The sequence below is a fragment of the Microbacterium arborescens genome, from assembly GCF_049707515.1.
In the GTDB taxonomy this organism is placed as follows: domain Bacteria; phylum Actinomycetota; class Actinomycetes; order Actinomycetales; family Microbacteriaceae; genus Microbacterium; species Microbacterium arborescens_B.
Genome location: NZ_JBNAFI010000002.1, coordinates 252,745 through 273,516, shown reverse-complemented (window position 1 = coordinate 273,516; position 20,772 = coordinate 252,745). Strand labels below are relative to the sequence as shown.

General features: G+C 63.8%; 18 protein-coding genes and 1 tRNA gene. 7 read left to right on the top strand and 12 right to left on the bottom strand.

Annotation, left to right across the window (positions count from 1 at the left end; genetic code table 11):
• Positions 1 to 77 precede the first annotated feature (77 nt).
• Positions 78 to 410 carry a helix-turn-helix domain-containing protein gene (locus ACPYN5_RS05265; RefSeq protein WP_424447932.1) on the top strand — a complete coding sequence of 111 codons (333 nt, stop codon included), beginning with the start codon at positions 78 to 80 and terminating at the stop codon, positions 408 to 410.
• A gap of 132 nt (positions 411 to 542) precedes the next feature.
• On the opposite strand, the gene ACPYN5_RS05260 is transcribed toward ACPYN5_RS05265, so the two are convergent.
• The 8 genes from ACPYN5_RS05260 to ACPYN5_RS05225 all read right to left on the bottom strand — a co-directional run bounded on the left by ACPYN5_RS05260 (position 543) and on the right by ACPYN5_RS05225 (position 12,727).
• Positions 543 to 1,835 carry a hypothetical protein gene (locus tag ACPYN5_RS05260; protein WP_424447931.1) on the bottom strand — a complete coding sequence of 431 codons (1,293 nt, stop codon included), beginning with the start codon at positions 1,833 to 1,835 and terminating at the stop codon, positions 543 to 545.
• A 107-nt stretch (positions 1,836 to 1,942) separates the two neighbouring features.
• Positions 1,943 to 4,507 (bottom strand): DEAD/DEAH box helicase, encoded by a 2,565-nt coding sequence (locus ACPYN5_RS05255; RefSeq protein WP_424447930.1) that lies wholly within the window; start codon positions 4,505 to 4,507, stop codon positions 1,943 to 1,945.
• A gap of 113 nt (positions 4,508 to 4,620) precedes the next feature.
• The gene (locus tag ACPYN5_RS05250) at positions 4,621 to 5,619 is read right to left on the bottom strand and encodes a HamA C-terminal domain-containing protein (protein WP_424447929.1); all 999 of its coding nucleotides are present in this window, start codon (positions 5,617 to 5,619) and stop codon (positions 4,621 to 4,623) included.
• The gene (locus ACPYN5_RS05245; protein ID WP_424447928.1) at positions 5,616 to 8,546 is read right to left on the bottom strand and encodes a DEAD/DEAH box helicase family protein; all 2,931 of its coding nucleotides are present in this window, start codon (positions 8,544 to 8,546) and stop codon (positions 5,616 to 5,618) included. Before ACPYN5_RS05245 ends, ACPYN5_RS05250 begins: the two co-directional genes overlap by 4 nt.
• Complete coding sequence (locus ACPYN5_RS05240) at positions 8,543 to 10,591, bottom strand: site-specific DNA-methyltransferase (RefSeq protein ID WP_424447927.1); 2,049 nt, start codon at positions 10,589 to 10,591, stop codon at positions 8,543 to 8,545. The genes ACPYN5_RS05245 and ACPYN5_RS05240 overlap by 4 nt, the downstream gene beginning before the upstream one ends.
• A gap of 526 nt (positions 10,592 to 11,117) precedes the next feature.
• A complete protein-coding gene (locus tag ACPYN5_RS05235; RefSeq protein WP_424447926.1) occupies positions 11,118 to 11,405 on the bottom strand; it encodes a hypothetical protein in 288 nt (95 codons plus the stop codon).
• A gap of 364 nt (positions 11,406 to 11,769) precedes the next feature.
• Positions 11,770 to 12,261, bottom strand: a complete 492-nt coding sequence (locus tag ACPYN5_RS05230; RefSeq protein ID WP_424447925.1) for a DUF3846 domain-containing protein — start codon at positions 12,259 to 12,261, stop codon at positions 11,770 to 11,772.
• 145 nt (positions 12,262 to 12,406) lie between these two features.
• On the bottom strand, positions 12,407 to 12,727 hold the full coding sequence (locus ACPYN5_RS05225; RefSeq protein ID WP_424447924.1) for a ribbon-helix-helix domain-containing protein: 321 nt from the start codon (positions 12,725 to 12,727) through the stop codon (positions 12,407 to 12,409).
• A gap of 242 nt (positions 12,728 to 12,969) precedes the next feature.
• Between ACPYN5_RS05225 and ACPYN5_RS05220 the strand changes: the two genes are divergently transcribed.
• Genes ACPYN5_RS05220 through ACPYN5_RS05210 form a run of 3 tightly spaced genes read left to right on the top strand, consistent with a single transcriptional unit; the run spans position 12,970 to position 16,518 of the window.
• Entirely contained in the window at positions 12,970 to 14,877 is a 1,908-nt protein-coding gene (locus ACPYN5_RS05220; protein ID WP_424447923.1) for a hypothetical protein, read from the top strand.
• A gap of 42 nt (positions 14,878 to 14,919) precedes the next feature.
• Positions 14,920 to 15,660: a hypothetical protein gene (locus ACPYN5_RS05215; RefSeq protein ID WP_424447922.1), complete on the top strand. Its 741-nt coding sequence runs from the start codon at positions 14,920 to 14,922 to the stop codon at positions 15,658 to 15,660.
• Between the two features lie 45 nt (positions 15,661 to 15,705).
• On the top strand, positions 15,706 to 16,518 hold the full coding sequence (locus tag ACPYN5_RS05210; RefSeq protein ID WP_424447921.1) for a GIY-YIG nuclease family protein: 813 nt from the start codon (positions 15,706 to 15,708) through the stop codon (positions 16,516 to 16,518).
• Here ACPYN5_RS05210 and ACPYN5_RS05205 read toward each other — a convergent pair.
• The 3 genes from ACPYN5_RS05205 to ACPYN5_RS05195 all read right to left on the bottom strand — a co-directional run bounded on the left by ACPYN5_RS05205 (position 16,515) and on the right by ACPYN5_RS05195 (position 18,710).
• Positions 16,515 to 17,678 (bottom strand): helix-turn-helix domain-containing protein, encoded by a 1,164-nt coding sequence (locus tag ACPYN5_RS05205; protein WP_424447920.1) that lies wholly within the window; start codon positions 17,676 to 17,678, stop codon positions 16,515 to 16,517. The genes ACPYN5_RS05210 and ACPYN5_RS05205 overlap by 4 nt on opposite strands.
• 19 nt (positions 17,679 to 17,697) lie before the next feature.
• Positions 17,698 to 18,336, bottom strand: coding sequence for a hypothetical protein (locus tag ACPYN5_RS05200; RefSeq protein WP_424447919.1), 639 nt, complete (start codon positions 18,334 to 18,336; stop codon positions 17,698 to 17,700).
• A gap of 95 nt (positions 18,337 to 18,431) precedes the next feature.
• Complete coding sequence (locus ACPYN5_RS05195) at positions 18,432 to 18,710, bottom strand: hypothetical protein (protein ID WP_424447918.1); 279 nt, start codon at positions 18,708 to 18,710, stop codon at positions 18,432 to 18,434.
• 47 nt (positions 18,711 to 18,757) lie between these two features.
• On the opposite strand from ACPYN5_RS05195, the gene ACPYN5_RS05190 reads away from it, so the two are divergent.
• A complete protein-coding gene (locus tag ACPYN5_RS05190) occupies positions 18,758 to 19,354 on the top strand; it encodes a hypothetical protein (RefSeq protein ID WP_424447917.1) in 597 nt (198 codons plus the stop codon).
• Positions 19,338 to 19,880 (top strand): helix-turn-helix domain-containing protein, encoded by a 543-nt coding sequence (locus ACPYN5_RS05185; protein ID WP_424447916.1) that lies wholly within the window; start codon positions 19,338 to 19,340, stop codon positions 19,878 to 19,880. Before ACPYN5_RS05190 ends, ACPYN5_RS05185 begins: the two co-directional genes overlap by 17 nt.
• A 66-nt stretch (positions 19,881 to 19,946) precedes the next feature.
• Here the strand turns inward: ACPYN5_RS05185 and ACPYN5_RS05180 are convergent.
• Positions 19,947 to 20,020, bottom strand: a tRNA-Pro gene (locus ACPYN5_RS05180).
• Positions 20,021 to 20,133: 113 nt separating this feature from the next.
• Here ACPYN5_RS05180 and ACPYN5_RS05175 point away from each other — a divergent pair.
• Positions 20,134 to 20,751: a GNAT family N-acetyltransferase gene (locus tag ACPYN5_RS05175; protein WP_424447915.1), complete on the top strand. Its 618-nt coding sequence runs from the start codon at positions 20,134 to 20,136 to the stop codon at positions 20,749 to 20,751.
• The last annotated feature ends 21 nt before the right edge of the window (positions 20,752 to 20,772 follow it).

Genomic DNA, 20,772 nt, shown 5'->3' with positions numbered 1-20,772 from the left:
GACAAAGCTCGGCAGATCCTGGTCGCCGCCGAGGCTGAAGAGGCGCCTCCCGTAGTGCAGACCAGTCGAACTCGCCCGTGGACCGCCTATCGCCGGACGCCCAATCGGAGGTTGTCCGCCGCTACTCCGGCGGCGAGACGTCGACAGTCCTGGCGGAAGAATTCAAAGTGGCGAAGTCGACCATCCTCCGGATTTTGCGCGAGAACAGCGTCGTGGTGAGACGCCAGCCTCTGACGGGCAAGCAGGTGAGCATGGCCAAGCGTCTCTACGAGTCAGGCCTGTCGCTTTCGGAGGTGGCGGACCAGATGTTCGTGAATCAGGAGACGATGCGTGTCGCAATCATCGCGGCTGGTGTCGAGCTACGCCCGCCGACAGGTGGTCGTAACCGAAGGAAGTCGCAAATCCTGTGACAGTCGCTGATGCGCCGTTTGACTCGTTGCGCTGTTCGAAGCGCGACTTTGCGGGCTCCTGGGCGGCTTGTTCAAGTGACGGCATTGAATCGCCGGACATCTGCTCGAGCACCTTTATTGGCTCGCATCAGGCTACTCTCCCCCCGCCTCAATAGCGGCGCCTGAGCCACGCAGGTATCGCCTCCCAGCCACGATGTATGTATGGATCTGCTGCGCTGATGTTGTGATCGAGCCTTCCCCGCGGCGCCGCACGATGCTGAAGAACGCGCCCTCCACCTTGTCTCCTGCGATAGCGCCGTGCACGAGGTAGGGCTGCATCTCGAACGGCTGCTTCGGGACGAAGATCGCAAGCATGCTCTGGCCGGTCGCGGCGGGAAAGGTCTCGATGAGCAGGCCATCCACGGGAGGAACGATCCGAGCGTCGAGCACCTCCCGGATCTGCGCGATATTGAGCAGGGAGTCGGCGACAGGAGTGAGACTGCCGATCTCTCCTCCGGCACCAGCCACCTCGCGGTAGCCGACAATAAGGATGGCGTCGACGTCACTGTTGGCGAACCGCGCGACGTCCTGCGCCAGCTCGATTTTTGCCTTCTCCCCCGGCGTCCCCGCGAGCCAGATGGTGTGCATCGCCGTCTTGACCTCGAGGTACTCAGACTCCTTTTCCCCGATGAGCGCTCCGAAGTGCAGACCGCGCAGGAGATTCAGCACGCCCGAGGCATCCAGCGGGCCACCCTGTGTTGCCCTAAGGAAGTCCGCGACCGCGGTTGCCCCGTCGAGGAGGGCCCCGAGCATCTTCGTGTCGTCCGTGACGACCGTGACCTGCACATCGTGAGCCCCTTCGGCGATGCTCGCCGCGGTATCGGCGCGGAACTGCGCCGCCCACTCTTGGTCGGCGGGCCAAGTATCGATCAGCTCCTCCGGCGGCGTGCCGCCGGGAAGGAGGAAGCGCACCTCGCGAATGCGACAGCCGTATGCGCCAGTGATCCGCGAGAGCGCGGCTTTCATCTCGACCGCGCTCTGGACTGGCTGGGTCGGGAACCGTTCCGTGACGATCGCCGTCACCGTGTGGTCGTCCTCGACGTTGATGACATACCGCTCGTCGAGCATCAGAAGGTCTTCGTCGATCGGCGGCGTGCTGTGATCGACGTACAGCTCGGTCCCATGCAGATTGCCGCTGATAGCCCGCCCCAGGCTTCCGATGTTCACGCCGCGCACTTGGGCGTCGGTAGCGATCAGGGGTCCGTGCTTCAGGCGCTCGATCCGCCAGATACCTTTGTTGATTCCGTAGTCCCGGGACCGGATTCGAAAGTCGGCGTCCTCGACCTCCGCCGGCAGCAGACGCACCTCGTTGCCCTCTTCGTCGTAGTTGATGACGTAGACGTCAACGCCTTCCGGCTGGGCGGGTGCTTCTTGCGGTTCGGCCATGAGCAACAGTCAAGCGCAGCGGAGGCGGCGCAAGCGAGCGTAGATAGGTCGGGCTCGTATCTATGGAAAAACGCCTCGGCGACGCGAGCACTCAGGATCGCGGGGCGCTAGTCGGCGGTCGATTCGGTGACGTCCACTGGCACCGCCACCTTCACCATGATGTTCTCCACCTCAGCCCGTGCTTCGTCGGACAGATCGGCGTTGGCCAGGATCGTCTCATAGTCGAAGCCCTCCAGCTCGCCGGTAGCCGAGAAGGACAGCGCGTCCGAATGGTCTGTCAGCAATTCCGTCGCCACGGTTCGGCCGAAGCCAACCTCCTGCAGCTGGATGGCCCGCTGATCGGTCGTGCCGTACTCAACGAGCGTCGCGACGTTGATGCCAGACGCGTCCCACCCGAGCGCCTCTACGCTCACGTCGAAGAAGTTCTGGAGATAGCCGATGATGCGGAACCGTAGGCCGCCCTCGATGTCGCGAAGCGTCCACTCGATGATGAGGTTGATGTGCTTGGCGGACTTCCGGTCGAAGGGTTCGCGAACGAGACTCTCCTCGCGCGAGTAGTCCCGGTAGGTGATCCACCCGGTCCGCGAGTAGTAGGCGATCGAGCTCGAGATGACCCGGCTGATCGGATCGCCGCGTACCCAGCCCCGCATGAGCAGCGCCCAGTAGTACAGGCGCCGGTCCCAGCCCTCGGCGTCCGCGTTCTTCGGCATGAGCGGATCGGTTCCCGAAACTTCGGTGGTACGCCAGCCGTACAGCTCGCTGAGGCGACGGAGGACGTTGAGGAACGTCTGCACGTCGTTCAGATCGGCGTCATCCGCTACGAGCGGCTCCGCCGAGCCTTCGGTGAGCTCCGTCCAGACCCTGTCCTGATATTCCGGCAGGATGTTCGGCGATCGCCGCAGCACGTCAGTCGGCACGACCACCGACGCGGCGGCTTTCTTCAAGAGGTCCCGACCGCCCTGCACCTTGTCGAGGAAGTAGCTGCGCAGCGGCGTCTGCTGGTTGTCGATCTGATGCAGCGTCAGAATCGATGCGTACTGCTCAACGCTTCGCTGCTGGTCGGCGGACGGCGTTCCGGGGAGCGCTTCGCCGCGAAGGATCCGCGCAATGTCGGTGTACTCCTTCTTCCGATTGTTCGGCGGGCTCACGAGAAAGCTCTCTGCCTTCGCCGGCTCGGCGCGAGGGATGAGAGCGCGGGTCGTGTCGGCCCACCGGTTCGCCTCCTCGCGCACGCAGACCACGTTGCCGGAGAAGTCGTAGGTGAGGCGGCCGGCACGTCCGGCGAGGTTCTCGAAGTCAATCTTGGTGAACGAGCTGTTCCCGTGCTTGTCGCTCAGCACGAAAATGTTCTTCGCTGGCAGGTTGACGCCCTCGAGGAGCGTCGATGTGCAGACCACGAACTGGATTGGCGAGTCCGGGTCGGAGAACGCCTCCTCGACACGCTCGCGCACTTCCTGCGGCATCTTGCCGTGGTGGAAGGCGACGCCGCGGCTCAGGGTGCTCCCGAGGAAGTAGTCCTTGTGCACGTACTCGCGAACGTGCTTGATCAGCTCGTCCACCTTGTCGCTGGTCACGACGGGCCGTTTCGCAGCAAGTCGCATCGCGAACTCGGCAGACTTCAGCGATCCGTTGATGTAGATGATGGCTTTGCGGTCGCCGCTGCGAGTCAGCACCAGATCGACCACGTTGGTCTCGGTCGGCGCCTGCTCCATTTCCTGTGATGTGGTGTCGAGCCCAGAGAAGTAGTACTGCTGCTTGGCGACAAGGTCGACGAAGTAGCGCTGCTGCGCCACGGTGCGCTCCCGTACGGTGAGGGCACCGTTGGTCGCCTTGCCGAACAGCTCGAGAAACAGTTCCGGGTTCTCAATGCTCGGCGATGCGAACACGAGCTTGGTCGCGAAGCGCCGCGTCGCTTCGACGATGGCGTGGTAGTACAGCGAGCTGCGCGCGTCGTTCTTCGCGATGACCTTCTGTGCTTCGTCGACGACCAGGTAGTCAATCTCCCGAACCGGGTTGGCGAGATAGCGCAGCAGGCGTTCCGGCGTCAGCACGAAGATCGTGCGCCGGTACTTCTGGCGCAGCAGCTTGGGGAGCGACGGATAGGTCGCCACGTTGACCTCGGGCACCTCCGCGAGGAGGTTTCGAAGATCAGCCGCCGTCTGCCCGATGAGGGCTTTGGTCGGAACGAGAATGACGACGCAGTGATCGTTGAGTTCGTCGCGGCGCACGATGTCGTAGAGCGCGTCCTTGATGATGAAGGACTTCCCGAGCGAGGTGGGACCGGAGAAGCTGAAGAAGTCCTCACCGCGCATCTTCTCGGTGATCGCGTACTGCGTGTCCGTCAGGATGGCATCGCCCTTGTTAGTGCGCTGCAGGACTTCCTTGGCAATGCGCAGCGTGCCGCGCGACAGCGGCAGGGCATACCGGCTGCCAACGCGCTTCTGAAGCGTGCTGATGCCCGGGAAGTTGCCGAGCTGCACCAGCACCGCCTCGGCGACGGCTAGCACCCGATCGCCGAGTTCCTCGCCGAGCCCGACCGCGGCGTCATACTCGCGCAGGAGCGCGATGGTCGTGTACGCCAGCTCGCGGTGACGCGGGTCGCTGGAATGTGACAGCACGTCGGCGTAGCGGAGCAGGTGCTTCGCCTCGGTCGCGTCGAGCGCACCACTCACGTCGCTCGAAAGGAACGAGGCGGCGACGGATCGCTCGAGGTTGCCGTACGCCGTTTGGAAGTCGGGGCGAGCGACGATCATCTCGCTGAGCACGTCAGCGGCAGTTCGCTCGGTCACTTCGTCGTCTTCTCCTTCGGAGGACGGAGGTTTTTCCCGCTGAGCTCCGACGCCAGGTCAATGCGAATGTCTTCGATGCCACGCACGGTGCCGTTGACGTTCCGCTTCAGGAACGGCACGGCGTAGATGTGGAACTGGTAGCCGCCGAGGCCGCGGTTCTGAATTTCGGTCTTGATCGTCTCGACCTGATCGGTAATCGCCGAGAGAGCGATGCCTCGTAGGTGCTCCTCGATCTCTGCGGCGGTGTGGTCGGCGAACGCATACTCCGTCACGTCCAGCTCGAAGCCGATGAAGACACCGAAGGCATTGGACTTGGTTATTTCCGCACCGCCCGAGGCCGGCGGGAGCAGGATGGTTGCCAGGAGCTCAACCTTCGCCGGGTCGAGACTCTCCTTGAGAAGCTCTGACTCAACGAGCCACGTGTCGAAGTCGAAGTCGTCTTCTTGGACTTTGCCCATGGACGCGAAGGCGGCTTGGACGCCGCGCTTCGCGCTCGATCCGACGCGACCCGTGACATCGCCGTACATCTTCGATTCACCGAAGATCAGCTGGTACTCGCCCTCGGCGACCTCAAGCAGGTGGACTCCATCAGTTCCGTGAACGTAGTGCTCCGATGAGGTCTTGAGTTCCATCTTCGAGAGGATCTTGGGCGCCCCAAGGTGCCCCTCGAGGAAGGAATACAGCAGCAGCTCGCCGCCCTCACCAGCGTTGGAATCGGGAGCCTTGAACTGCACCTGGGTCTTTCGAAAGAACTCGCCCATGCGGCTCAGGTCACTGGTCAGCTTCTCTAGGTTCTGCCGGGACAGTACGTAGCTGATGCTGTTGTTGACGAGCTCGCGGAACAGCGGCTTAATCGCGAAGTCGCCGCCGTCCACACGAAGCACATGCAAGTGCATCAACGTCTTGGCGTGAATGTCGAACCGCTCGGGCTCGTAGAAGAGCGCCAGGAAGCGCTCCCGATCCATCAGCGAAAGCGGGAGCACCGGTTCACTCACAGGAGCTTCTCCTGACGAGCCGTGCTTGAGCGACGAAGTCGCGCGTAGTCGAGCAGCTCGCTCGCTCGTGCGTTCTTCTTCTTCCAGTCCTTCACGATCGTCTCGCCCAGCAGGACGTAGTGCCAGAGCCGCCCATCGCGCTGCTCCTCCGGAAGCTCATTGATCTGCTCGCACCAGGCGAGAGCCGCGCGCTGCTTGCGCTTGACGTTCTCGTCGCTGAGCGCGGACTGCGCCTTCGTCTCAACAACATAGATGTCGTCTCCAGTGCGCACCAGGAAATCGGGCGAGTACTGGGCAGGCATGCCGTCGGCCTTTAGGTACGGCCGACGAAGGAAGTCGTGGCGGTATTCATGCACCTTGGCGAGCGCTTCGATGGCAGAGTCGCCGTCGGCCCAGTGGAGGAAGGTGCGCTCGAGGCCGCCGGCCTTCGTCGGAATCGGCAGGCGCTCGTAGATGCACTTGTTGACTTCGGCGGCCGAGCTTGCCCGCACCGGGATGGTCGCGACATCGGAGAGCTTCCGGTACTGCACGATCGCAGAGTCGACCTCTTGGTTCTCCTGCAGCTCGACGAGCATGGTGGCGAAGGTGCCGGCCAGCTCGTGGGCGACATCGTCCAGCATAAGAACGCGCCAGTTCTCGCCTTCGAGCGGGTCGAAGGCAGCACCGAACATGCGCTTGCGGATGTAGGTATCAATCCAGCCGAGAAGGAGCGGTCGGTACGACTGGAGAATCGGGAACTGACTGATTTCGCGGTACTTCTTTGCCGACGTCGTCATGTTTCGACCGAGCGCCTCAGTGACGCGCGTCGTCATCCGCGAAAGGTAGTCGTTGTAGCCGGTCGCGGTGAGCACACCTCCATCGACGCGGTAGTCGCCGAACTGGGTGCCGGTCTGCTGGTCTTCGGAGACGAACCGGTCGCCCTTGCCGACCTGCTTCAGGATGAGGTCGAGCGGGAATCGACTGACCGGCAGCTCAAGCGGGTTGATGCTCGGCTCGCGTAGCTCCTCGTCGGCGTCGCGGATGATGATCGGGATCTCGAAGTCATACGCCTGGTAGCCCGGCCGAAGATCCACGAACTCGAGGTCACCCGTGGCGGAGGTGTTCTTCTCGTCCTCGTCGCCGACCTCGACGGCCAGTCCGCCGTTGAGCAACTCTTCGTAGAAGTCCGAGAAGGCCGGGTGCTCGACGACGAAGAGCACGTCGAAGTAGTTGGTCGGCTCCATGCGCTTGGCCATACGCTCACGCGTTTCAGCCTTCAGCTCGTCAATGGCATCATTGCCGCGCCACATGAGACGGAGGCCGCGACCGATGGTCTGCTCGAGCAAGATCGAAGCCTGCGAAGACCGCAGCGGGACGATGACGCAAATGTTGCTGACGTCGAAGCCCTCGCGGAGCATCAGGACGGAAATGATGACCTTCGGCTGCGCGTGCTTGTCGACGTCGAAAAGCTTCTCGCGGACCGGCTCCCAGTCTTTGGCGCCGAGCTCAGACTTACGGCCCGAGTCCACACGGAGGATGTCGTCCTCGGAGAGGCCGGCCGTCTTCAGGAACTCCTCGACGTGCGGAGACACGGTCGTGTCCTCACAAATCACGAGCAGCTTCGGGTGCTTGTCCGGGTCGGCGTCCTTGAACTTGTCCTCGAGGATCTGGAGCTTCTTGAGGCCGGCGCGCAGCATGACGCGCTGACCGTTCGACAGGCCTGTGACCGCGTTCTGCTCATCACGCTCGGCGCGGAAGTCGAGCGGGAGGGCGGCGACCTCCTTGCGCTTGTCGAGTGCGAGCGCCTTCACGAGTCCGGCCTTCATGGCCGAGGTCAGATCGAAGTCGACGACGATGTGAGGGAAGTAGGCCTTGTTCTTTTTTCGGCCCGAACCCACTTCGTTGTACGGCGTCGCCGAGAAGTCGAACTGCATAAAGCGCGCGCCCTTGGTGGAAGCAATCTCCGTCAGGCTCTTCTGCCACTCGACGTCGGTGACCTCTTCGGACTTCTTGACCTCGTGAATGTGATGCGCTTCATCGTTGAAGACCACAAGACTCGGCAGATCCTTCAGCGCCTCGAGCGGGCCGCCGCGCGCAAAGCGGCGATCAAGAGTGTCGAGCGCATTTCCGGCTGAGGTGCCCGGCGTGAGCGGGAAGATGCTCTGCACCGCGTCCTTCGGGCTGATCTCTGCGCCAGGTGCGTCGATCTCGTCCTCGTCGTCGAGGAAGTCCGGGTCTTCCTGCCCGGCGAGCAGGTGCCAGTTGGTGATGGCGATGAGCCCCGAGCCCGTGACCTTGCGCCCGATCTCTGTCTTCGTCACGACCGACGACTGAAGGAAGGCAAAGACCTTCGTGCGGTAGTTCTCCGGAACGAAGAGGTCACGCTGCGAGTAGATGTCGCTGGTCGTGAAGTCTCGCTCGCCGTTGTGCTCCTTGCCCATGAACGAGTCAAGCAGGCGTTCGTAGACGATGAGGCCGGGCGCCACGAGAAGGAAGTTGCTCGAGAAGCGCGGGTCACTTGGGTTGGCGGCGTTGTTCAGGTGCTGCCAGAGCATGAGGGCGTTCAGCACCCAGGTCTTGCCCGTTCCGGTCGCCATCTTGGCGGCGTACTTCGGATAGTCGTGGCGCTGGCGCGTCACCTCACCGAGGACACCGCCCTGGAGCAGGTAGTCCCCAGCGACGGCGTCGTAAAGATCGCGCAGTCGTGTTGTCTCCAGTACCTCGTGCGCGTAGATGATGTTGAGGATCGCCTGGCGCTGGCCCTCGTGAAAGTTCAGGAAGCGGGTGTCGCAATAGTCCTGCTCGAACCAGAAGCGCAGGAGCTCAGCTGTGACCGGCGTAACCTCCTCGAGCAGCGGTGCGCCGAGCCCTCCAACCAGATCCGGGATCTGAGGAGCGAGAAGGGTACTCAGCCCCTTGGCGAGCGGAAAGTCAGCGAAGCCACTCATGCCGACACCTCGACGTCGCGGATGACTACCTCTGACTCGAAACCGAAGACGTCGACGGCACGGATGCAGATCGTACGTGCGCCCTCCTTGCGTCCGAGGTCGAGCGTGGCGGTCGTGACAACGCGCAGCGGGTCCTCGTCGTTGTCGGTATTTCCGCGGTAGTCCTGCCAGACCGAGCGGAAGACCTCACCGTCGTAGTCGGGATCAACGGCCCAGTACTCGATGAGCGCGAGCGGCTCGTTGTTCATCACGTTCTGCAGCGCCGCGCGGTTCTTCTCGTCGAGATTGATCGCATCAGGAGAAAGCAGAACGTAGTTCTGCAGCGTGACCACAAGCGATTCGCCCGTGGCGTCTTGAGTGCGAGCCACGACATCTGCCTGCAGGTACTGGAGACTCGAGAATCGCACCTCGGACGCAAGCTTGTCGGCGCCCTTCTTCTTGAGACGGTCGAGAAGGTCTGGTGGGATCACGAGGACTTCGAGCTTGTCATCGTTGAGGTCGGAGATGTCCTGACCGATGCCGGCGGCGAAGTTCCACCCGAGCACGATGACTTTGTCGAAGCCGCCCATCTTTACTTCGCGGAAGCCCTGCGCTCGGCGGAGGGTCGACGCGGTCGTGAGACGCGCGGGACTGTCGACCATGACGAGTGTTCGCGTTCCCGGCAGGCGACCGAGGCTCCCGTTGACGTTTTCTTCGGGAGGGAGCGGTAGCGCTCCGTAGACATCGAGAACGACCCGCGAGAGGTCGCCGACGCGGAAGCTGCGACCGAGAGTCGAGCGAGCCTGCTCGACCTGATAGTCGCCGATGGCCTGGTAGAGGAACGGCTTGGCTTCCTGGTCGATCAGGCGCTTGCGCGTGATCATTGTCGACGGCTTGCCAAGGTCAGTTACGAGCCACCGTCGCCCGAGCTTCTCGGCAGAGGCAGCAGTCGTGCCGGAGCCGACGAAGAAGTCAGCGACGATTGATCCTTCGTTGCTGGACAGCTGGATGATGCGATTGAGGAGCGCCTCGGGCTTCTGCGTGGCGTAGTCCACGATCTCGGCATTCTTGCCCTTGAGGAGCGAAATGTCGTCCCAGAGATTGGTCACGAGCTGGCCCGGGTACTCGTCGAGGAAGACCTTCTTGTAGATCTGCTTGGTCTTGCTCTCCGGGAAGTAGAGCCGGCCTTCTGCGTCGAGTCGCTCCATCGTGGCGAGCGGAACCGCCCACCCATTCGGCGGCGTCTTGTATCCCTTGTAGTTGTACTGCAGGTTCGGGCGCGGACTAGGGCTGCGCATGACGTTGAGCATGAAGCGGCGTCCGTCATCATCGGAGTACCGGAACATCTCGTTGATGTACTCCTCGTTGCGGACGTACACCGGATTAAAGATGAACTCGTCGGTCTTCGTGTACACGAAGATGCTGTCGGTATTGACGGACATGCGATTCATCGTGCCGAGAGCCGAGCCGCCCTTTCGCTTCCAGACGATCTCGTTACGGAAACTCGCTCGACCGAAGACCTCGTCAAGCACGAGCTTCACGTAGTGAGCGACGTGGTAATCGAGGTGAACGTAGATCGTCCCCACATCGGAGAGCAGCTCGCGCATGAGCACCAGCCGCGCAGAGATCATCGCGAGGTAGGAAGCAGTGCCGTCAGACCAGGTGTCCGAGTACGCGAACTGCTCGAGCACGGTCGGCTTCTGGTCGATTGTGACGCCCGGAAGTGTGATCTTTGTCCGGTAATCAGCCTTCGAGTCGAATGGCGGATCGATGTAGATCAGGTCGACCTTGCCGCGCATGCTCGGCGTGTCGTCGTCGCCAGCCAGCAAGGCCGCGATCGCCAGAAGGTTGTCACCGTAGATGAGCCGGTTCGGCGAGGACTGCGTCTCTTCGTCCGCACGGGAACCCCAGAGGTTGAACCCTGCCTTGTCCTTCGCTGGGATCACTAGCTCGCGAGTCTGCAGCGAGACCCGGTTCTGACCCTCCAGCTGCTCGAGGATCTGCGCAGCCTGTCGCTTGCCGGCAGCGACGATGCTGGGCAGTTGCTCGAGTAGTGATTTGGCCATACGGGTAGGGTCTCCTTCGCGCGTCAGTGCGCGGGTAAATGGTGAAGCGATCGGGCACCTAAACGATATCGGCGGACGCCGACGTAGCGACGGAGCCCGAGCCGCCTGCAGCCCCGCAAGAAGGCGGAATGAACTGCGGATGCGATCACCCTATTTATACCACGACCAGGGTTTTTCTCGAATAGTCGGCCTCGTCGAGTAGCTGTCGAACACGGTGAGCAGAACCCAAGAACGCAGGACGCCCCGAGCGCGTCGCCCGTTCATGTCGGAGGTCGTTGAGACGATCTCGACATGCCCAAGTGCCAGAAGGTGCGCTACCGAGACCGCATCGCGGCATTGCTTGCCATGGCCTCAGCGCAACACAAGGACGGCTCGCGGCGCACGAAGACCGAGGCACGCGCGTATCGCTGTCCGGATTGCGGTGGCTGGCACCTCACCTCTCGCAAGTACTGGCGTCCACAGCTCGGAACGTGAAGAGCGGCGGCCACGAGCTGCGACTGCTCGCTGCTCAAATGGCCGCCGCTGTCTAGTCCGGCAAGATGGAATTGGCACGCGTCGCAGTCGGGTCGAACGGAGCGAGCCGGTCGTTCTTTACGTCGACTGCTCGCTCCAAGAGAACCATGCCCCAGACCATTGCCTCCCACACGTCGCCGTGCCCGACATCACCTTGTCGCCAACGCGCGTCGGACTCGGTCAGGTACTCGATTCGCCACCGCTGCCCGAAGCTAGTCAACTCGAGCACAGCATCAGGCACATCGGTGCTCTCGCCGAGCCGGTCGGGCATGCCTACCAGCACGGCGTCACCGACGAGCATCGCCTTCTGGCGCGCCGCCGGGACCTAGAACCACCACAGGAACGTGGCGCGGGGATTGAGTGGCATCTGCCGGATAAGCCCCTCCTCGTTACATAGATCGTCGCCCCGAGTGCTGGCGCATCGACTGGCTCGATCCAGCCGCCGACTGCTGATTGGTAGTCCTCAAGACGAGCGAGTTCGCGAGTATCGATGGGTGCCGTCGGATCCACGGGAACGAATAGTGCTTTCGCCATCTCTTCCTCCTTGATGCGAGCGGCCGGGAACCCGGGCGGTTCCGCTGGAAGCCGTAGGGCATCAACGAGGGGTAGGTGAGCGTGCCGCCCGAGGGAGCACGGATGGCTCAACCTTGGGCGGCACGTAGTAGTCAGGCGGGACTCCGTACGACCGAGCGCACGCGGATCTGCACGCCGGGCCGAGTGAATCGGCTGATGAGCATGCACCAGACCGCGGCGTCGAACACATTGCTGAACTGCGCGCGGGTCTCGCTCCACATCCGGCCGGCGTGGCTGCGCGCGTCGATGAAGTACGTCGTAGCGTCAAACAGCTCGCGCACGATCGCCTCAGGCACGTCACCTTCGTTCTCGTCGCCAAGCCCGGAGAGCACGACATCTCCGAAGAGCAATGGATGCTGCATCGGTTCGACGCTGTAGAGCCACCGCAGCGCCATCGCCCGCGTATTGAGCGGCGCGAAGTCGCGATGAGCCGCCTCGTTGACGTACATCGTGACGCCCATGCCGGGCACCTCGATGATCTCGAGCCAGCCGTCTACCGCCTCCTGGAAGGCGCCGATGTCGGCCATCTCTTGGAGTCGCGGCGGACGAGTCCCGTCGTACGGGATGACGATGCTTTTCACCATCGCTCCCACCTCCTTACTGTTGTCGCGGCCGAGAACTCGGTTGGTTCTCTGATAAGCCGCGGGGCAGCAACGAGGGCGGGTGAGTTGAAGCGCCGAGACGCCCGGGAGAGCATGACGATGCTCGATCCCGGACGCCCGGCGCGGGTCAGGCCGGAGCCTGCTTTGTGGTGCGACCGCCCTTGGGCGGCGCACTCCCGAAGATGGCCTCGATCGCACTCCGCTTGGTCTTCGCCTCGCGCTCGATCTCAGCCCGCACAGTCTCGGCGCGCTGGAGCACCTTGGGATCGGATTTGCTGGTCTCAACCCAGGCCTCCAACGCCAGACGGATCTCTTCGGTGACGCTCCGGTCGTTGAGCTGGGCGATCACTTCGAGCTGCGCTCGCAGCCCGTCGGTGATGCGCACGCTCAGCGAGCGGATTGGGCCGAGAGCCGTGGCCGGCACCTCAGGCAGTTCGTTCTCGCTCATCGCGAGCCTCCTCATCGGATGCGGCCGACGAACCCCGGATGGGTTCCTCTCGGTGAAGCCGCAGCCCGGCGAGGAGGACTGCTGAGTATGACGAACCGAATCCCTACGTCAATGCGCCGGTCGCGCTCGCTGCAAAAAGCACAACGTTCGATCACTATTCGCTGGGGGCATCGTTTGTCATAGTCATAAGCAGATATGAGCGCCCGCCTACATTCCGAACACCACACCCGAGCCCGCCGATGATGATCGACTACAACGTCAGTGACCACTGGTCAGAGACCACTCCGGCATGGCTCCCATCACTGGTGTCTTCGCTGGACCGCCGCCACGGCACGAGTGACGTCCTGCCGCTCACGGTCATCGTGAGCGAGATCGTCGAGTGGGTGCGCCTTGCGAGCGGCGCCGAAGCATGGAACCCGAAGCCGAACCGCATTTCGCTCACGCTGGACCTCGAGCAGTCCGTAATCGCTCTCGGACCCGCGCTGCGGACCCAGATCGCCACACCGCTGGCTACCTTCGAAGCGGCCTGTGCCGCGCTCACCGGGGCCCCTCGCACTACGCTCATCGAGGAGCCCGGAACGCGCACTGCGGCAGTCTGGGTCGACGTCACGACGACCGCAGCGGCGCTCCTGACAGCGCTCGAAACGGACGAAGCCGCCCGCGCGGCCTGGGACGATCTGGTTGCCGCAGCGCAGGACAAAACGCTCGCTCGTCGTGAGTATCGTCCGATCGCGGAGTTGCTTTTTGATCAGCTGACGAGGCGAGGACACCATGCCGAAGGCATCTTCAGTGGGCTTGTCAGCATCATCGCGTTCGGCCGCAACCCCGATGACATCCCAATGGGCGAGAAGGACACGCCACTTGAGGAGCGACTCGAGAAGGCTCGCGATTTTGTGGGATCCCCGGCCGAGGAAGAGGCGACCGTCGTCTGGATCGGATTCAAGGGCCGGATTCATGCCGACTTCGAGGCAGGCAACGTCATGTTCCGCGACGCGCACTGGGCGGTGCCCAACGCAGAGCCCGGCCGGTTCGAGTTTCCACACAAGGAAGAATTGTGGGAGATCGTCCAGTACGGGCACAGCTTCCAAGTCGCGAAGATGGTCGACGAGGAGTCCGACGTGGACACGATCGTCCGAGTCGACCTCGGCGTCACGAAAGCGGCCGGAGCCGTCGAAAAGGCCCGCGCCATCGTCGACACGATTCTGAGCGTCTCGATCCACCGCGTCGGTGGTGTCCGCCCGCGGCTAGCCGAGTACCACGTGCTGCGCTCTGGACGAAATGCCGGCGGAGGCCATCACGCCGTGCACAGGCAGACCGGCTTTCCCGACGACACCTACGGCGCCGGAATTACTTCTGAGGCGGTCGCAGAGCAGGGACCCCGGATCGCCGAAGCGCTAGCCCGCGAAGAGCTCCCAAAGTTCCTCGCTGCCGCCATCGACGTGCAAACTGCCGCCGATCACCCCTTCAGCCGCGATATGGCGCTACGGAAGCCCTCCGAAGCCGACATCAGCAGTGTCATCCCGCTTTCCGACCGCGTCGTGCAGCACGTCGCCGCTCACGCCGCCATGAAGCCGGATGACCTTTTCGCGCTTCTCAATGAGCGGTGGGCGCACGCCCGTTGGCTGGGCGACCTTCAGACCGCGGCGCACATGTGCCTGCTTGGAGGGGGTGGCCGCACTGAGCTACTCACTGAGCTGACCCGAGAGTGGATGTCGGATCGGCCGAAGCAGCCCTGGCTGCTGTTCCTCGCCGACCGTGCCGACGACTTCCTATCTCTCTGTCGCCTTGAACACGAGCGCACCTGGATAGAGCGCATGTTCGCGAGCCTCAGCGATCACGCCATCTACACCGCGCTCATGGCGGAGTTCACCTCCGAGGGTGCAGTACTCGACGCCCGTCGACGCCGAGCTCGCAACGCACTCGTGCACGGCAATCCGGTCACGTTTGCCGTCATTGAGTCCACCCGTGGGTATGCCGAGTTTGCCAGCGGCACTGCTTTGTACATCGCGCTGGAGGCATTCGTCGATGTCACCGACCCGAAGGTTGCCCTCGCGGAGCGAACTGATGAGTTCGTTACTATGCAAGCCGGGAAGGACGCGGCGACGTATTGGCGTGAGCGCGTCGCAGCCGATGGTTGGCCGCTCCCGTAGCGATTTCGGTGCGATGTCGGAGCCCACTGCAATCATGACCGCGTGACCGAACTTGCCTACATGGTGCGCGAAGACTGGGGACAGCACGGCACCGCGATGATTCCACAGAGCGCCTTGATCCGAGACTGGATCGGCGATTCGCCGTATCTCTTCGCCGTCACGGACGTGAAGAAGTTCAACCACGACGACCGCGGCGCAGACGTCGAAGCCGCGGAGTTCATAGCACCCGAAAAGACCGATCGGATCGTCTTCAACATCCGCGAGCTCGGCAGCCTGAAGCGCGAGGACAAGGTCATCGACCACGCGGTCGTCGCGTTGCACCCATACGAGCAACGCGAGCTTGAGACCATTCGTCGTGCGGTCGAAGCCGACTCGATCGGCAAGCTCTTCGTACTCATCTGGTCGCGGTATGACATGGTGCGCACCTGGCTCGATGGCCTTGGCGCGCTCAACCTCCACACCGGCACGTCAGTCCCGCCGAGCGATCCGCTCCTGCTCGCTGCCGCCGAGATGTTCCAAAACGAGGACTACAACGGCCTGAGCTCCGGACGCGGCAAGGATGCCGTCGTCCAGCTCGTTCGAGCCTTCGCCAGCGAGGGATACCCCGTCGATCCCGATGTCTGGCTACGCCCCTACTTAGCGGTTGGCGGCAGCTTCCACCACGCCGAGTCGATCGAGAAACTCGTCAAGGAGATGAAGGCGGGCACTCGCCACCGCTTGAAGCCGCGCTACCGCGACAACATCGTCGAGATCATGCGCAGGCAGCTGGCCGCGAAACAGTAGACGAGCCTGACCACGAGTGCGCGCGAAAGGCGGCACGATCGACTCATGGCTCTGACTCTCGGCCCGCTCCTCATCGACGCCGGCATCGACCCCGCGCAGGCGCTCGTCATCCGTCACGCCTTCGTGACCGAGCCAGAGGAGAGCGGGCTGCAGGGGCTGCACGCGGACTCCACCGATGCCGAGATTTTCTCTTATACGGCGACGCAATCCTCGGACACGAGACGGTTCCCTGCGGTGCCGCCGCGATTCTGGGTGGTGTTCATCAAGGAGGGCGGAGACCAGGCGCGGTTCTGGTCCGTGGTGGAAAACCGCGGCCAGATCGCTTACGACGACATCCGACGCACCTTCGACGTCGTCGAGTCTGACCACATGGCTGACCTTCGCAAGCGGCTCGTAATCGGCTGGAAATCACCCCGTACCTGGCGGATGAACGCCAGCACGGCGGCGAGCTATCCGGTGGTCGGCATCGCCGACGCGGAGCCGATTCCGTTCCCCGGCTTCGATCGCCTCGTCCTAAGCCATGTTCAGCTCCAGGCGGTGATGCGCGAGCATCGCTACGCCTCGTGGCGCACTGCGCTCTCGTCCGTCGTCGGGGTGTACCTAATCACGGACACAAGCGACGGCCGGCACTACGTCGGCAAGGCGGACGGCGCCGAGAACATCCGGCAGCGCTGGAGCGCCTATGCCACGAACGGCCACGGCGGAAACGTCGAGCTGCGCCGTACCGACCCGACAAGCTTTCGATTCTCGCTACTCCGGGTCTTCGATCCGTCCACGCCGACCCGCGACATCGACGCGGCCGAGAGCCACTTCAAGGACGCACTCGACAGCCGACGCCACGGGCTGAATCAGAACTAGCTCGAGCCGCGTCGAGCATTCAGGTCGGCCACCGGTGCCAGGGAAGCATCACGGAGATCGGCAGTGCTTCTCGAACGCGCGACGCCGTCGCCCTGAATGGCGAACGTCACAATACCGAGCATTAGATCCTGCACATCCTGCGCTCGCACGTTCAGGGCGCGCGCGATGTCGGAGAAACCTTCTCCGCGTGCGCGCATGTCGCTCATGACCTGCGTGAGCAAACTCGAGGACTCGACCCGCAGGTCGGATCCCGGCTCGCCGCGGCGGAAGCCCGCGATCGAGAGCTGCTTAGCAAGCGTGCTGTAGGTCCACTCTGAAATTACGCCCAGGCGGTGAGCGCGCAGATTGAGGGCCATCGCACTGACCCGCCAGCGCCGCTTGAGAACGAGGACGTCCTCGAGCATCAGGTTCCCGCGAATGGATCCCAGCACGTCTGCGCGGGGCATGAGAAACGAGCTGGCGAAGTCGTTCGCCGCAAGCTCTTTCTCCTTGCCGGGCTCGACGTGCAGTGACCCACCATGCATGACGAGATGCCCAAGCTCGTGGGCGAGGTCGAAGCGGAGGCGCTCGGCGGACTTGTGGACGTTGAGGAAGATGACCGGCGTCGCCCCGTGGCGGAACGAGAAGGCATCGATGGCTTGCAGCGGCCCTCCGGCCGAGTAGATCTTCGCGCCCTTGGACTCGAGGAGCTGCAACAGGTTCTTGATCGGCGCCACGCCGAGCCCCCAAGCACCGCGAAGGGCCTCCGCCGCCTGCTCGGGCGCGACCTCGTCATCTGAGCCAATGAGGTCTTGCAACTCAGGTACCGCCGGGTCGGGGGCTCGGTACGTGTCCTCGATCCAGTCCGAGAGCTCCATTGCGAGCGCTGACAGCGCCCGCGCGGTGTCCTCATCCTTCTTGGCGAGTCGCGACGTCGCCCGGAAGTGGAAGGCATCCGAGGGCGGCAGCTGCTCGAGTGGCCGGTAGAAGAAGTCCACCGGGAAGTTGAGGGCGCGCGCGAACTCACGGATCAGCTCTGGGCTGGGTGTTTCTTTGCTGCGCTCGGACTGCGACACCCACGGCGGAGTAGTGCCGGCCTCAGCCGCGAGCGAGGTCGCGGTCATCTGCCGAATGGCGCGCGCCATCTTGAGGCGCGCGGGAACGAAGGTGGTGGTGCTCATGGTCGGGAACCGACGCGTCTCAGCGACGCGTCACGGTGAAGCCGATGTCGCCCTCGTCTTCGTCCTCGATCTCCTCAAAGGAGAACGCACCGAGCGCCAGGTCGAACGTCGGAAAGATGATCCGCTCCGACCAGGTGTCGATCTTCTTGCCGGTCATCGACATCGGGTGCGACAGCTCGAGGTAGACCATGCCGTCGCGCTCGTTGTAGAGCAGGATCCACAGGTCGTCGACGACGAAGGAGCCACCATCACCCGTGGGCTGGTCGAACAGAGCGACCTGGCCGTTCAGGTCGACCCGACGCGCGAACGCCACTCCCTTGTCGTTCTTGGTGCTGGGGTTGCCCCAGGCCACACCGGTGAACTTGCCGCCGCTGCTGGCGACGAGTCCGAGCCGGAGTTCCGGGTGCGAGAAGTAGGGCAAGTTGTCGGGGTCGTCCCGCCGCCATCCGCGGCGGAGCAGCATCAGCCCCTCGTGCAGCGCCTCGACCGTCCGCATCCATCGCGTGTACTCGGGGCCAGACTTGGGGGCCGCCGGGGAGACAGTGCGCTTCTCGGCGGCACCGACCGCAACCGCACGCTCGAACGGGGTCGCCTCGAGACGCATGGGGTTGAGCAGGCGAGCGAGATCCTCGCGGGTCTTCGGGGTGTGGATCGCCATCTGCGGTTCCTCTCGTCGCTGCCGTGAACAAGATGAGCATAGCGCAGCCACTTAAAGAACTGCCACATCAAGTCAGGTGCGGCGTGTCGGCGCGCTCAGTCCGGGAACGGAGGCTCGTCGCCCCACATGCCGGAGGCGCCGCGGTTGCCTGCACCGCTCCCTCCACGGTTCGCCGAGACAGAAGGACTGGAGATCCGAGCAGAGTGCGTCGAACGGTAGACGACCCGCTCCCCCACGATGGTGCCGGCGTAGCGGCCAGATGGATCGAAGACGTAGTCGCCCTTGATCTTGCCCACGTACGTTCCCGACCGCGCAAACAACTTGTCACCGCTGCGTCGGAGCGGTCGGCCATTCTTCGTGTAGAGGTCCGCCATGAGATGAGTGTGGGGCCGGCCTCCGACATCGAAGGGAGGGCCGGGACGTGGCCAAGCTGACCGACGAGCAGAAGGCAGAGCGTGCGGCGAAACGCCAGCTCACGAACTCACTCAAGGAGGAGGCGAGGGCGCACCGCGACGAGGCCAAGCGCCGCGAGTGGCGGGAGATGGGGATGTACCTGACCCGCGAGCAGGCAGCGGCCGGCGAGCCATGCCGAGGCTGCGGACTGCCGGTCATCGACAACCTCGGCAACTGGCCCGGCACGATGTACCTCACGCCCGAGCAGAAGATCGAGTATGACGCCGATCAGGCGGAGTACAAGGAGATGCATCCGAACTGCGAAGCCCATCGCTGGAGCATGTCCGGATCTCGCGCCACCCACTGCGGCTACTGCTGCCCACCGATCCCAATGTCACCGGAGCAGTACGAGAACATCAGCCGAATCCTCCTGAGCAGCCCGCGCCGCGAGGAGGAGCTCGACATCTGGGAGCGCAGCCTGACCTGCGGGCACACCGTGGAGCAGAGCGTCCACCACACCAATCAGCATCCGAGCTTCTCGACCGCGTGGTGTCCCGAGTGCGAGATGACGCGCGGCGTCGTGACCTCGACGAAGACCGTTGATGCTCATGCCGTGGCTGGATGAGATGGCGGCTTTGAGTGCCAGCAAGGATGCCGGAGGACATTTCCTCCGCATGCAGGCGCTGTGGCTGCTGATCGCCGATGTCCTTAACCCGCATCTGCGGGTGACGCCGGGCCTAGCGAAAGCAACGGGACCAGCACTCGCCCGGCCGACCCTTCCCCGCGGGCGCAGCTTCGTCTCGATAAGAGGCGAGCTGCTCGCCGTCCGCGACGCGCTGCACCAGGACCCCGCCCGGGACTGGACGCTGCCGGAGCTGGCCGCGACGGCGAACCTGTCCGTGAGGCAGCTGACGCGGGTGTTCAGCGCCACCTTCGGAAAGACGCCTCATGCGTACCTCACAATGCTGCGGGTCGAAAGGATGGCGAAGATCCTCCGCGAGACCGACACGACGGTCGCTGAGGCCGGCAGGAGGGCGGGATGGCGCAGCCGAAGCCGCGCAAATGAGGCGTTCCGGGAGTTCACCGGTAACACGCCATGGGCCTATCGCGAATCCAGTAGGCGCGCCCGTCCCCAGGCAGATGCGGGCTGAATGAGAAGCCGACGCCAGAGACCGCGAAGCCCCGACAAGCATTTCGCTCGTCGGGGCTTCAGACCGTCGGGATGACAGGATTTGAACCTGCGACCCCTTGACCCCCAGTCAAGTGCGCTACCAAGCTGCGCCACATCCCGGTCCGCTGTCCGCACGCGGACAACTCCCCTATCCTAACCGGTCTCGCGCCCGCTCGCGAACCGCTGCACCCGGGCGCGTTGCCGGTGTCGGAGCCGGGCGCTACGGTCGGCCCATGAGCGAGACGACGATCGTGCCGGTGACGCCCGGCAGCTTCAGCGATGCACAGCACGCGATGAGCGGCGGCGGCGACGGGCACGAGTGTCAGTGTCAGTGGTGGACGATGACAAATGCCGACTTTCAACGCACCGACATCGACGGCCGCGCGGCCGCCTTCCGCGACGAAGTGGATGCCGCGCCCTCCCCCGGACTCATCGCATACGTCGACGGCGACGCCGCCGGCTGGGTGCGCGTGGGCCCACGTACCCGGCAGGTTCGGTTGAGCAAGACGCGCGCCTACGCGGGTGCGACCGAGGAACCGTGGGACGACGGGGACGTTTGGGCTGTGAGCTGCTTCGCCGTACGCAAGGAGCACCGCGGCTCGGGCCTCAACGCCGCGCTCCTCGACGCGGCGATCGCCTTCGCGCGCGATAACGGCGCGCGCGTGGTCGAGGCGTATCCCGTCGATCCCCACGCCGGACGCAAGGTCACCTCCAACGAGCTGTACCACGGCGCCCTGTCGACGTTCCTCACCGCAGGCTTCCGTGAGGTCGCCCGCCCGAAGCCTCACGTCGCCCTCGTCTCGCTCGACCTCGGCGGCACCACCGAGCACACCGCCGGAGACCAGACCTGACGCGTCGGCGAGAATGGACGC